The sequence below is a fragment of the Variovorax paradoxus genome (assembly GCF_902712855.1).
GTDB classification, from domain to species: Bacteria; Pseudomonadota; Gammaproteobacteria; order Burkholderiales; family Burkholderiaceae_C; genus Variovorax; species Variovorax paradoxus_Q.
In genome coordinates, this window is record NZ_LR743507.1 from 4,744,422 (window position 1) to 4,755,919 (window position 11,498).

Annotated in this window: 12 protein-coding genes and 1 tRNA gene; 5 read left to right on the top strand and 8 right to left on the bottom strand. The window is 67.4% G+C overall.

From position 1 onward, the window contains the following. The first annotated feature begins 31 nt into the window (after nucleotides 1-31). Genes AACL56_RS22335 through AACL56_RS22345 form a run of 3 tightly spaced genes read left to right on the top strand, consistent with a single transcriptional unit; the run spans nucleotide 32 to nucleotide 2,309 of the window. Nucleotides 32-766: a hypothetical protein gene (locus AACL56_RS22335; RefSeq protein WP_339091987.1), complete on the top strand. Its 735-nt coding sequence runs from the start codon at nucleotides 32-34 to the stop codon at nucleotides 764-766. Next, nucleotides 667-1,470 (top strand): DUF2314 domain-containing protein, encoded by an 804-nt coding sequence (locus AACL56_RS22340; RefSeq protein WP_339091988.1) that lies wholly within the window; start codon nucleotides 667-669, stop codon nucleotides 1,468-1,470. The genes AACL56_RS22335 and AACL56_RS22340 overlap by 100 nt, the downstream gene beginning before the upstream one ends. After that, nucleotides 1,467-2,309, top strand: a complete 843-nt coding sequence (locus AACL56_RS22345; RefSeq protein ID WP_339091989.1) for a hypothetical protein — start codon at nucleotides 1,467-1,469, stop codon at nucleotides 2,307-2,309. Before AACL56_RS22340 ends, AACL56_RS22345 begins: the two co-directional genes overlap by 4 nt. A gap of 14 nt (nucleotides 2,310-2,323) precedes the next feature. On the opposite strand, the gene AACL56_RS22350 is transcribed toward AACL56_RS22345, so the two are convergent. Then, complete coding sequence (locus AACL56_RS22350; protein WP_339091990.1) at nucleotides 2,324-2,737, bottom strand: sel1 repeat family protein; 414 nt, start codon at nucleotides 2,735-2,737, stop codon at nucleotides 2,324-2,326. Between the two features lie 121 nt (nucleotides 2,738-2,858). Further along, the gene (locus tag AACL56_RS22355; RefSeq protein WP_339091991.1) at nucleotides 2,859-3,917 is read right to left on the bottom strand and encodes a YeiH family protein; all 1,059 of its coding nucleotides are present in this window, start codon (nucleotides 3,915-3,917) and stop codon (nucleotides 2,859-2,861) included. A 76-nt stretch (nucleotides 3,918-3,993) separates the two neighbouring features. Between AACL56_RS22355 and AACL56_RS22360 the strand changes: the two genes are divergently transcribed. Beyond that, nucleotides 3,994-4,896: a LysR substrate-binding domain-containing protein gene (locus tag AACL56_RS22360; RefSeq protein WP_339091992.1), complete on the top strand. Its 903-nt coding sequence runs from the start codon at nucleotides 3,994-3,996 to the stop codon at nucleotides 4,894-4,896. 24 nt (nucleotides 4,897-4,920) lie between these two features. Here AACL56_RS22360 and AACL56_RS22365 read toward each other — a convergent pair whose 3' ends face one another. After that, nucleotides 4,921-5,691, bottom strand: coding sequence for an SDR family oxidoreductase (locus tag AACL56_RS22365; protein ID WP_339091993.1), 771 nt, complete (start codon nucleotides 5,689-5,691; stop codon nucleotides 4,921-4,923). A 97-nt stretch (nucleotides 5,692-5,788) separates the two neighbouring features. Here AACL56_RS22365 and AACL56_RS22370 point away from each other — a divergent pair, with 97 nt between their 5' ends. Next, nucleotides 5,789-6,718 carry an AraC family transcriptional regulator gene (locus tag AACL56_RS22370; RefSeq protein WP_339091994.1) on the top strand — a complete coding sequence of 310 codons (930 nt, stop codon included), beginning with the start codon at nucleotides 5,789-5,791 and terminating at the stop codon, nucleotides 6,716-6,718. Here the strand turns inward: AACL56_RS22370 and AACL56_RS22375 are convergent. From AACL56_RS22375 to serS, 5 genes are all read right to left on the bottom strand, one after another. Beyond that, complete coding sequence (locus tag AACL56_RS22375; RefSeq protein WP_339091995.1) at nucleotides 6,715-6,921, bottom strand: YbdD/YjiX family protein; 207 nt, start codon at nucleotides 6,919-6,921, stop codon at nucleotides 6,715-6,717. The genes AACL56_RS22370 and AACL56_RS22375 overlap by 4 nt on opposite strands. Before the next feature lie 4 nt (nucleotides 6,922-6,925). After that, entirely contained in the window at nucleotides 6,926-8,998 is a 2,073-nt protein-coding gene (locus AACL56_RS22380) for a carbon starvation CstA family protein (RefSeq protein ID WP_339091996.1), read from the bottom strand. A 234-nt stretch (nucleotides 8,999-9,232) separates the two neighbouring features. Further along, a complete protein-coding gene (locus AACL56_RS22385; protein WP_339091997.1) occupies nucleotides 9,233-9,757 on the bottom strand; it encodes an OB-fold protein in 525 nt (174 codons plus the stop codon). A 251-nt stretch (nucleotides 9,758-10,008) separates the two neighbouring features. Further along, a tRNA-Ser gene (locus AACL56_RS22390) sits at nucleotides 10,009-10,098 on the bottom strand. A 57-nt stretch (nucleotides 10,099-10,155) separates the two neighbouring features. Next, nucleotides 10,156-11,487, bottom strand: coding sequence for a serine--tRNA ligase (gene serS, locus AACL56_RS22395; RefSeq protein ID WP_339091998.1), 1,332 nt, complete (start codon nucleotides 11,485-11,487; stop codon nucleotides 10,156-10,158). Nucleotides 11,488-11,498: the final 11 nt, after the last annotated feature.

Below are 11,498 nucleotides of genomic sequence, written 5' to 3' on the forward strand. Positions count from 1 at the left end.
CCGCAGCATCGAACACGTTCACACCATGCCCATGCCGAAGACACACATCCGTCGCATTGCAATCGCCACGCTGGCCTTCTCGTTGAGCGCCGCAGTGATCGCCGCCACACCGGCTGCGCAGCAGCAACAACAACAGGCTGTTGCGCAGAGTGCGGGCAAGGCCGTGCCCGGAACACCCGTGCCGGCAGGCTCGCCGCTGGCCGGCCCGATCCACTTCCAGTTCGCGATCTACTACGCCAAGGCGCCCACGACGGACCCCATGTCCGCACTGCACAGCAACCTGTCGAAGCTCGGTGGAAGCCCCAAGCTGCTCGCCGTGGCGCCCACGCCTGCATCGGCCACCGAGCCCGTGGTGTTCGCGAACTGGAACACCACCACCGTGCTGCAGGACTATCGCGCGCCGAACATGGAGCAGCTGCCGCGCTTCGGCCGCGGCCTGTCGCGCGAGCAGGCCGAGGCCCTGCAGAAGGCCGATCGCGCGTTGATCCTCGACTTCGCGCATCCCGCGCAGCAATCTTCCGCGGCCATGCTGAAGGCGCTGCAACTCACGCTGCAGGTGGCGAGCGACACCGGCGGCCTGGTGTGGGACGAGGAAACGCGCGAGGTCTTCACACCGAGGAGTGGCGCAAGCGCCGCATCGATTCGTGGGCCGGCGGCGTGCCCGACATGTCCCAGCAGACCGTCATCCACGCCTACCGCAGCGACAACCTCGTGCGTGCGATCACGCTGGGCATGTCGAAGTTCGGCCTGCCCGACGTGGTGGTGAGCGACTTCTCGTGGTCCACCAACCGGCCAATGGGCCACCTCGTGAACACCTTTGCCCAGGCCATGGCCGAAGGCGCCACGCTCGCACGCCCCGGCCAGTACGACCTGAACCTGCGCGCGCTCAGGCATGCGGCCGCGCGCGATCCGCTGCTTGCCAATCTCAAGCCCAACGCCGCCGCGGTGGCCAAACTGTCGCTGGTGAACGGCAAGTGGGAAAGCGGCGATCCGAAGAACCGGCTGTACGAGATCCGCTTCGACCGCTATCCCGGCCCCGACCGCTACGCCCAGCAATCCGCCCTGCTCACCTCGGCCTTCGGCGCCGACGAAGACTCGGTCACGCGCCTGAAGCACAACGACGAACTGCTGGCCGCCAGCAAGGCCGCCAACGCGCAGTTGCCCAAGCTGCGCGATGCCTTCGCCAAGGGCCTGCAGCCCGGCGAGTACATCCTGGTGAAGGCACCGTTCGCCACGCGCGACGGCGGCAACGAATGGATGTGGGTCGAGGTTGCGAAGTGGAGCGGCGACACCATCGAGGGCCTGCTGAAGAACGAACCGGTCGACGTGCCCGGCCTGCGCGGCGGGCAGATGGTGAAGGTGTCGCAGGCAAAGGTGTTCGACTACGTGCGCCACCACCCCGACGGCCGCGAGGAAGGCAACGAGACCACGAAGATCATCATGCGCATGCAGGGAGGCGCGAAGAAGTGAACACGCCCCTGCCGATGAACCCGGTGCTGCGACGCGCCTACCTGCTGCTGGTTGCGGTCGTGGTGCTGGCCGGCTGCTGGATCGCGCCGATCGACGCGCCCGCGCGCGAGCAGGTGAACGAGGGACTCAAGCGCGCATTGACCACCTTCGCGGCGGCGCGCGCGCTCGGCGCCGTGGTGTCGGTGGCACAGGGCACACAGGTGGATGCAACGCCGGGTGGCGTCGGCGTGAGCTTTGCACCGGGCCAGGCGCTGAAGCCGCTGAACGAACTCATCGAGCAGTTCGCCGCCATCATGCTGGCGGCGAGCGTGTCGTTCGGCATCCAGCTGATGCTGCTGAACATCGGCGCGCACCACCTCATGTCGTACCTGGTGAGCGGCGCGGCGCTGGCGTGGGTGGCTTGGCGTTGGCAGCGCGGGCGCTCGCCGCGCTGGCTGCAGTCGCTTCTGATCGGCCTGCTGCTGGTGCGCTTCGCGGTGCCGCTGGTCGCCGTCGCGAACGAAGGCATCTATCGTGCGTTCATGGCCAACGACTACCAGGCGGCGCTGTCGGGCATCGAGAAGTCGCCCACCGCCGTGGTCGATGCCACGCAGGAAGCCCCCGCAGCGCAGGAAGGCTGGAAAGACCGCATCGAGCGCTGGCTGCCGAAGCTGCCGAACCTGAAGGCGACCTACGACCAGATCCTGAAGTCGGCCTCCGACTGGGCCGAGCGCATCGTGAAGCTGATCGCACTCTTCGTGCTGCAGACCGTCGTGCTGCCGCTGGTGTTTCTGTTCGCCGCGTGGCGGCTGGCGCGCGCGGCCATCCGCGAGCCGGCGCTGCGCACCTCTTCGGCATAGCCGGCGCGCAGGCTTCACTCGCAGGGATTTCTGCCGGCCGGCGAGGTGCGCAGCCGGTTCAGGAAAGTCAGTTGCACCCTGGCGGTTTCGCTGCCCTGCGCTGCGGCGCGGTGCATCCACCGGCGCGCCTCGCAGCGATCGGCCCGCACGGCCACGCCGTAGAGCGTCGGGCCGGTGAGCAGCACCATGCCGAGCATCTCCTGCGCCTCGGCGTGGCCTTCGTCCGCAGCCTGCCTGAGAAGTTCGAGCATCGTGCGGTAGTCGCGGTCGGCCTGGGCCTCGAGCGCCATCTGGTAGCGCTGCTCGGCGTGCACATCTGCGCCGGCCGGATGCGCCGCACACAATGCGGCCACCAGGCACAGCGTGCCCGACAGCGCGATGCGCCAGCGCAGCGACCAACTGGCGATCTGGGCGAGTTCGGATGACATCGGCGTTCTCCACGAATGACGTGGAAGCGATGGTGCGCTGCGCGCGCGAACGAAGGAAGCTGGAATTCGCGCAGGCCGCCTCAGTCGCCGCCTGAGGCTCGCGCGTCGCCGGACCGGATTTTCAGTACAGCGCCAGCACCGCTGCGTTCACGAGGTAGCCGCCCACGGTGAGGAACACGAACAGCAGCGCCCCCAGCTTCAGCGGCTGCATGCCGGCCCGGCGCAGGCTCGCAGCGCTGGTGCGCAGGCCCATCGCGGCCATGGCGGTGGCCAGCAGCAGCGTGTCGAGTTGCACCAGCGCGGCCACCAGCGACGCCGGCAGCACGCCCGTCGAATGCACGGCGCTCACGGCGATGAACAGCACCGCGAACCACGGCACGCGCACCTGCCTGCAGCACGCCTTGAAGCTCGTTGCGCCCTTCAGCGAAGCAGCCGTGCGGAACGACAGCCACATGAGGAACGGCGCCAGCATCATCACGCGCAGCATCTTCTCGACCACGGCCGAATTGGCTGCGGCCGGGCCGACCGCATCGCCCACCGCCACGACCTGCGCCACCTCGTGGATGGTCGACCCCGCAAACAGGCCGAAGGCGTGCTCCGACAGGCCCAGGTACGGGAACACCAGCGGGTACAAGACCATCGATAGCGTGCCGAACACCACCACCGTGGCCACGGCGATCGACACCTTGTGCTCTTCGCCGCGCACCACCGGCTGTGTGGCCATCACCGCGGCGGCGCCGCAGATGGCGCTGCCGGCGCCGATCAGCGCGGCGGTCTGCCTGTCCAGCCCGAGCCAGCGCGTGCCGACGTGGACAGCGACGCCGAACGTCAGCGCCACCATCGCCGCGGCGATCAGCAGGCCGGGCCAACCCACTGCGCCGATGTCGTGCAGCGAAATGCGAAAGCCGTACAGCACGATGCCCGCGCGCAGCAGCGTGCTGCGCGCGAAGTCCACGCCGGCACCCGCATGGCCGGCCACCGAAGCGAACACCGTGTTGCCCGCGACCATGCCCAGCGCGATGGCGAGCGTGAGCGCGCTCAGCCCCATCCGGGTCATCGGGCTCCATAGAGACAGCAAGGCTGCGGCACCCGCGAGCAACGCAGCCAGCAGCACGCCGGGCCCACGCGTGCGGACGAAGAAGGAGCCGGGGATCGAGGCGGACGCGACAGGAGACTGCATGGACCCGAGGTTAGGAACTGGCGATACATGAGTCAAAGACATAAACTTCACCGATGCATGAAGTTAAGTTATGGCAATGAATCTACACCTGCTGCGCCTGTTCGTCGCGGTCGCGGAAGCGGGCAGCTTCTCCCGCGCGGCGGAGAGCCTGTGGATCAGCCAGCCCGCGGTGTCGAAGGGCATCCGCGAGCTCGAGCACCAGCTCGACCTGACGCTGATCGAGCGCGGCACCGGTAAGGGCTTCCGGCTGACCGAGGCGGGCGCATCGCTGCTCACGCATGCACGCGGCATCTTCGCGATGGAACGTGCTGCGCTCGACGACGTGCGCGCGCGTGTCGGCGTGCAGCGCGGCAGCCTCACGATCGGCGCGAGCACCACGGTGGCGAGCTACTGGCTGCCGCCGTATGTGGCAGGCTTCTGCGCCGCCTACCCGTCGGTGGTGCCGCGCGTGACGGTGGGCAACACGCAGTGGGTGTGCGAGCAACTGCTGGAATGCCGCATCGATCTCGCGCTGGTGGAAGGCCGCGTCGACGAAGAGCGCATCGAGGTCAGCGAGTGGAAGGCAGATCCGCTCGCCATCGTGGTGGCAGCGAACTCGGCCTTGCCCCGCCGCGCGGTCACTGCACAGCTGCTGGCCGAGCAGAACTGGATCCTGCGGGAGCCGGGCTCGGGCACGCGGCAGGCCACGGAAGCGCTCTGCGAGGCCCACGGCATCGCCGCCCTGCCCTGGATGGAGATGGCGAGCAACGAGGCCATTGCGCGCACCGTGGCCAGCGGCGTCGGCCTGTCGATGCTGCCGCGCGTGGTGGTGGCCGACATGCTCGCGCTCGGCACGCTGCGCGAGCTGAAGCTGCCAGGCGCGGTGCTGTCGCGGCCGCTCTTCAGGCTCGCGCTGAAGAGCCGGCCGCTGGCGCCGGCAGCGCTCAAGATGGTCGAGCTGCTCGAGGCTCAGCGCAACCGCTCGCGCACCGGCAGATAGCCTCGTGGCGTGAGCGCTCGGCCTTCAGCGCTGCGCGAGCGCGACGGCATCGGCACCGGCGGGCAGGCGCATCGGTGCGCCCGGATCGGTCACCGCCTGCCACACGGCCTGCGCGACATCGTGCGAATGGGTGATGGGCGTGCTGGTGTCGCGCACCGCGTCGAACACGCGCTGCCTGAAGTCTGCATAGGCCTCGGGTGCGCTGTCGCCCATCCTGCGGCGCGCGTTGTCGCCGAAGCTCGTGCCCGGCGCTCGTCCCGGCAGCACCAGACGCATGCGAACGCCGAACGCAGCCAATTCCAGGGCAAGAGATTCGGTGAACGCGTTCACGGCAGCCTTGCTGCCCGTGTAGACCGACAACAGCGGCAACGGCAGCAGCGTGACGCTCGAAGTGACATTCACGACCACGCCCGAACGGCGCTGGCGAAACTGCGGCAGCACGGCCTGGGTCATCGCGATCGTGCCGAGCGTGTTGGTCTCGAAGACTTCGCGCGCGTCGGCCAGCGCCATGCCCTCGAGCGGTGCCAGCACGCCCACGCCGGCGTTGTTCACCAGCGCGTCGAGCGGCCCCGCGGCCTCGATGCAGTGCTGCACGCTCTGCGCGTCGGTGACGTCGAGCGGCAGCACGCGAAGCCGATCCGAATGCTGCAGCAGGTCGTCGCGCGGCGTGCGCATCGTCGCGACGACGTGCCAGCCCTTGTCGAGGAAGAATCGCGCCGTTTCGAGGCCGAAACCGGAAGAGCAGCCGGTGATCAGGATGGTGGAAGGGGTCTGAGCGGTCGAAGCGGTGGACATCGGGAAACTCCATGGGGTTGTCGATGCACCGACAATACGGACCGGGAGCAGGACTGACTACACTCGAAGGTCCATAGGTTTGTCGAGAGAGTCCAGCATGGTCGATCCGTTGGCGGAAGTGGTGGCACTTCTGCGCCCCGAAGCGCCTTTCTCGAAACTCGTCGTCGCATCCGCGCCGTGGGCGGTGCGCCGTACCGAAACGGGCCGGCCGTTCTACTTCGTGGTGCTCGAAGGCCAGTGCCACCTGACGATCGACGGGCCCACGCAGAGCGACACCCTCACGCTGCACGCAGGCGACTTCGCGCTGATTCCTGGAGCGCGCAGCTTCGCGACGTCGAGTCTCGACCGCCAGCCCCCGCGCGAGGGAGAGATCGTGACCACGCCGATCGTGCCGATGCCGGGCGGCGCGCGCGTGGGCGACCCCGACGGCGCCATCGACGTGCGGATGCTCGTGGGCAACTGCGTGTTCGGGTCGGCGGATGCTTCGCTGCTGGTGTCGCTGCTGCCGCAGTGGCTGCACGTGCGCGGCGAGCAGCGCCTGTCGACGCTGGTCCAGCTGGTCGGCGACGAGTCTCGCGCCGACCGGCCGGTGCGCGAGATCGTGATGGCCCGGCTGCTCGAGGTGCTGCTGATCGAGGCGTTCCGCTCATCGGCCAGCACGGCGGCATCACCCGGGCTGGTGCGTGCGCTGGCCGACGCCAGGCTCGCGCTGGCGCTGCGGTGCATGCACGGGCGTCCCGCCGATTCGTGGACCGTCGTGCAGCTGGCGCGGGAAGCCGGCATGTCGCGCTCGGCCTTCTTCGCGCGCTTCAGTGCGGCGGTGGGTGTCTCACCGATGGAGTACCTGCTGGCGTGGCGCATGGCACTCGCGCGGCAGATGCTGCGGCAGCGCGAGCTGGCGATTGCGGAGATCGCGGAGCGCGTGGGCTACAGCTCGGTCAGCACCTTCGGCGTGGCGTTCACCCGCCATGTCGGCATGCCGCCGGGGCGCTATGCGAGGAGCGCGCTCGACGGCGTACCGACCTAGCAGCACCGTCCCTTGCCGGCACCGTACCGCGCCTCGAGCCGCTCGCGGAAGAAGGCCTCGTAGCTCATCGGCGCCTCATCGGGATGGGTGGCAGCCATGTGCGTCAGGTAGGCGTCGTAGTCGGGCAGGCCGACCATGAGCCGCAGCGACTGCGTGAGCGAGCGCGCGAAATAGCGCCCGGCTTCCGGCAATGCGAGGCCCATGGCGTCAGTGCGCCGCGGACGACGCAGCGCCCAGGGGCTCGAACGGCGTCTCGTGCGTCGTCGGCCGGTTGGCGGCACGCGCGGCCAGGCAGGCCTTGATGCTGTACACCAGCACACTCAGCACCACGAACATGAAGAGCGCGCACAGCGCCGCATCGAGCCGGTCGTTGAAGACGATGCGTGACATGGCCTCCGTCGTCTTGGCAGGTGCAACGAGCACGCCGTTGGCGATGCCCTCGGTGTACTTCGCCGCATGCGACAGGAAGCCGATCTTCGGGTCTGCCGAGAAGATCTTCTGCCAGCCAGCGGTAAGCGTGCAGGCCAGCAGCCAGACCGCCGGCGCGGCAGCCACCCACGCATAGCGTTCGCGCTTCATGCGGAACAGCACCACGACACCCAGCAGCAGCGCCACGGCGGCGAGCATCTGGTTGGAGATGCCGAACAGCGGCCACAGCGTGTTGATGCCGCCCAGCGGATCGACCACGCCCTGGTAGAGGAAGTAGCCCCAGGCCGCGACGCACAGCGCCGTCGCCACGATGTTGGCCGGCAGCGAATCGGTGCGCTTGAGCGCGGGCACGAAGCTGCCCAGCAGGTCCTGCAGCATGAAGCGGCCGGCGCGTGTGCCGGCGTCCACCGCCGTCAGGATGAAGAGCGCCTCGAACAGGATCGCGAAGTGATACCAGAAGGCCATCATGGCCTGTCCGCCGATCACCTGGTGGAGGATGTGCGCCATGCCGACCGCCAGCGTGGGCGCACCGCCTGCACGGCCGAGGATGGTGGTCTCGCCCACGTCCTTCGCTGTCTGCAGCAGCATGTCGGGCGTGACCACGAAGCCCCAGGTTGAGATGGTTTGCGCGACCTGTTGCGCTGTGGTGCCGACCAGTGCGGCCGGGCTGTTCATCGCAAAGTACACGCCCGGCTCGATGCACGAGGCCGCCACCAGCGCCATCACCGCCACGAACGATTCGGCCAGCATGCCGCCGTAGCCGATGAAGCGCGCATGGCGTTCGTTGTCGAGCATTTTTGGCGTGGTGCCCGAGGAGATCAGCGCATGGAAGCCGGAGACCGCACCGCAGGCGATCGTGATGAACAGGAACGGGAACAGGCTGCCCGACCACACCGGGCCATTGCCCTGCGCGAACTGCGTGATGGCGGGCATCTGCAGCGTCGGCATGACGAACACGATGCCGATGGCCAGCGCGATGATCGTGCCGATCTTCAGGAAGGTCGACAGGTAGTCGCGCGGCGCCAGCAGCAGCCACACCGGCAGGCTCGCGGCGATGAAGCCGTAGCCCACCAGCATCCAGGTGAGCGCCTTGCCGTCGAAAGTGAAGAGCGGCGCCCACTCGGCGCTCTGGCTCACGGCCTGGCCACCGAAGATGGCCAGCATCAGCAGCACGAAACCGATCAGCGAGACCTCGCCGATGCGGCCTGGGCGGATGTAGCGCAGGTACACGCCCATGAACAGCGCCACCGGGATCGTCGCGCCCACGGTGAAGGTACCCCACGGCGATTCGGCCAGCGCCTTCACCACGATGAGCGCCAGCACCGCAAGGATGATGATCATGATCATGAAGGTGCCGAACAGCGCGATCATGCCGGGCACCACGCCCATCTCCTGCTTGACGAGATCGCCCAGCGAGCGGCCGTCGCGCCGCGTCGAGATGAACAGGATGATGAAGTCCTGCACCGCCCCGGCGAACACCACGCCGGCCAGCACCCACAGCAGGCCGGGCAGGTAGCCCATCTGTGCGGCAAGCACCGGGCCCACCAGCGGACCCGCACCCGCAATGGCCGCGAAGTGGTGGCCGAACAGCACGTTCTTGTCGGTCGGCACGTAGTCCAGGCCGTCGTTGTGCCGGTGCGCCGGCGTCTTGCGGTTGCCGTCGAGGCCCAGCACCTTGTCGGCGATGAACAGGCTGTAGTAGCGGTAGGCGATGAGGTAGGTGCAGATCGCGGCCGCCACCACCCACAGGGCGTTGACGCTCTCACCACGGGTCAGCGCCACGGTGCCGAGCGCGAACGCCCCGACCACGGCCACGACCAGCCACACCAGATGGCGTCGGATGCTTTGCATGCGGTTGTCTCCAATATTGAACCCGGAGAGTTTTCCCCGGCGCGAACTGGAGCGCATCCGTCTGACTGCGCGGGCGGTGTGCGTGGCTTTGCGTAATGGAAAACCCTGGCGGTCTGCCGCTTTCGCGGCCAGCCGCTGCTGGCCGCCGCTCCCGACCGGCACAGCAAAAAGCCCCTTGCGGGGCTTGCGATTCGAAAGGCGCCAGGCGGGCAAAGAGCCCGGATCGAATGGCTGCTATCGGCTGATCGTGTCGCACACCGCCAGCATCACGCCGCCAATGAGCATGCCATCGCCCTGGCAGAGCACGCGCAGCTTCTGCCCCTTCGTGAGGGCGCCTGCGGCATCTGCGGCAGGCACGGTCTTCATCGATATGAGCTTGGCGTTGTTTTCGAGGCCGGTGATCACGGCAACCGTCTTGTCGAGACGTGCACTGTTGGGCATGAACTGGTTGTCGGAACGCACCATGACCACGATGTTGCCGAACGCATCCTTGCGCACGGACTCGACAGTCGCCTTCACGAAGAGGTACTTGCCCTTGTACTTGCTGTCCGCCGCGACTTCATTCGTGCGGTAGTCGCGTCCGAGCGAAACGCTGTCGACCTGCGCCAGCCTTTTTGCGTCGAGATCGGCGGTCAGGCGGCGGACGAATTTTTCCGTTTCCGGGGAATCGAATGCGGCCTTGTCGGCGGCAATGGCGGGGGCGGCAATGCAGAGTGACGCGAGGACGGCGAGCAGCGGACAGAATCTGAGGGGCGTCATGAATCGGGAAAAAGTGGCCACAGGGGCCGGGGTGACGAAGCAAGATTGGAATGACGTCGTGCGAGGCTGGCCTCGTCGTGCGCCAAGGCACTTGGTGCCAGCAACGACGACAGGAACGTCCGGCACGTGGCTTGGCAAAACGAAGCTTCGGCGTTCGCTGATGGCCTTGAACGCCAACCACGGAAAGACGCCTCGCTCACACGGATATCGACACGAACAGGCAAAAAAATAGCCCCTTGCGGGGCCATTCTTGGAGGAGAGGGAGGGATTCGAACCCTCGGTACTATCGCTAGTACGCCTGATTTCGAGTCAGGTACATTCGACCACTCTGCCACCTCTCCGGTGTCTGTCGAGCCTTCGATTATAGAGGCAAATTTCGGGCGTTTCGGCAAAAAGTGTCAGGCGCGCAAAACTTCAATCCCACCGATGTACGGACGCAACGCCTTCGGCACGTTGATCGAGCCGTCTTCGTTCTGGTGGTTTTCGAGCACGGCAACCATCGCGCGGCCCACTGCCAGGCCGGAGCCGTTGAGCGTGTGCACGAGTTCGTTCTTGCCGTTGGCGTTCTTGAAGCGAGCCTGCAGGCGGCGGGCCTGGAAGGCTTCGCAGTTCGATACGGAACTGATCTCGCGGTACGTGTCCTGCGCGGGCAGCCACACTTCGAGGTCGTAGGTCTTGGTGGAGCCAAAGCCCATGTCGCCGGTGCAAAGCAGCACCACACGGTACGGCAGTTCCAGCGCCTGCAGCACGGCCTCGGCATGTCCGGTCATCTGCTCGAGCGCGTCGTAGCTCTTCTCGGGATGCACGATCTGCACCATCTCGACCTTGTCGAACTGGTGCTGGCGGATCATGCCGCGCGTGTCGCGGCCGGCGCTGCCTGCTTCCGAGCGGAAGCACGGCGTGTGGGCGGTGAGCTTGATCGGCAACTGCGACTCGGCAACGACCTCGTCGCGCACGAAGTTGGTCAGCGGCACTTCGCTGGTCGGGATGAGGTACAGCGCCGAGTGGTCGGGCGCTGGCTCGCCGTCCTGGCCCCCCTTCTTGGCGGCGAACAGGTCGCCCTCGAACTTGGGCAACTGGCCGGTACCGCTGAGCGTGGCGGCGTTGACGATGTAAGGCACGTAGCACTCGGTATAGCCGTGCTTCTCGGTCTGCGTGTCGATCATGAACTGCGCCAGCGCGCGGTGCAGGCGTGCGATCGGGCCCTTCATGGCGGTGAAGCGCGAGCCGGCGAGCTTGGCTCCCATCTCGAAATCGAGCCCCAGCGGCGCGCCTAGGTCGACGTGGTCCTTGGGAGCGAAGCCCAGAGGCACGGCATTTGCGCCCGCGCCGCCCTGCGGCGCCCAGCGGCGCATTTCGACGTTGCCCGTTTCGTCTTCGCCGAGCGGCACGCTGGCGTGCGGCAGATTCGGCACGGCGAGCAGCAGCGCATGGAGTTCGGGCTGGATCTCGTCGAGGCGTTTCGACTGCGACTCCTGCTCGGCCTTCAGTGCATTGACCTCGGCCATCAGCGCGTCGACCGGCTCGCCCTTGGCCTTCAGCGGACCGATCTGCTTGTTCAGCGTGTTGCGGCGCGCCTGGATTTCCTCGGTGCGGGTTTGCAGCGTCTTGCGCTCGGCCTCGAGCGCGGTGAACGCCGAGACGTCGAGATAGGGCTGGTTCTTCTTGCGTTTTTCGAGGCCGGCCACGGCGGAGGCCAGGTCTTTGCGGAGCAGGGTGATGTCGAGCATCGGGCGATTCT

Excerpts from the sequence above, each read along its gene's own strand:
- AACL56_RS22335 (WP_339091987.1), top strand. The coding sequence starts at position 32 with ATGCCGAAGACACACATCCGTCGCATTGCAATCGCCACGCTGGCCTTC.
- AACL56_RS22340 (WP_339091988.1), top strand. The coding sequence starts at position 667 with ATGTCCCAGCAGACCGTCATCCACGCCTACCGCAGCGACAACCTCGTG.
- AACL56_RS22350 (WP_339091990.1), bottom strand. The coding sequence starts at position 2,737 with ATGTCATCCGAACTCGCCCAGATCGCCAGTTGGTCGCTGCGCTGGCGC.
- AACL56_RS22355 (WP_339091991.1), bottom strand. The coding sequence starts at position 3,917 with ATGCAGTCTCCTGTCGCGTCCGCCTCGATCCCCGGCTCCTTCTTCGTC.
- AACL56_RS22360 (WP_339091992.1), top strand. The coding sequence starts at position 3,994 with ATGAATCTACACCTGCTGCGCCTGTTCGTCGCGGTCGCGGAAGCGGGC.
- AACL56_RS22365 (WP_339091993.1), bottom strand. The coding sequence starts at position 5,691 with ATGTCCACCGCTTCGACCGCTCAGACCCCTTCCACCATCCTGATCACC.
- AACL56_RS22370 (WP_339091994.1), top strand. The coding sequence starts at position 5,789 with ATGGTCGATCCGTTGGCGGAAGTGGTGGCACTTCTGCGCCCCGAAGCG.
- AACL56_RS22375 (WP_339091995.1), bottom strand. The coding sequence starts at position 6,921 with ATGGGCCTCGCATTGCCGGAAGCCGGGCGCTATTTCGCGCGCTCGCTC.
- AACL56_RS22380 (WP_339091996.1), bottom strand. The coding sequence starts at position 8,998 with ATGCAAAGCATCCGACGCCATCTGGTGTGGCTGGTCGTGGCCGTGGTC.
- AACL56_RS22385 (WP_339091997.1), bottom strand. The coding sequence starts at position 9,757 with ATGACGCCCCTCAGATTCTGTCCGCTGCTCGCCGTCCTCGCGTCACTC.
- serS (WP_339091998.1), bottom strand. The coding sequence starts at position 11,487 with ATGCTCGACATCACCCTGCTCCGCAAAGACCTGGCCTCCGCCGTGGCC.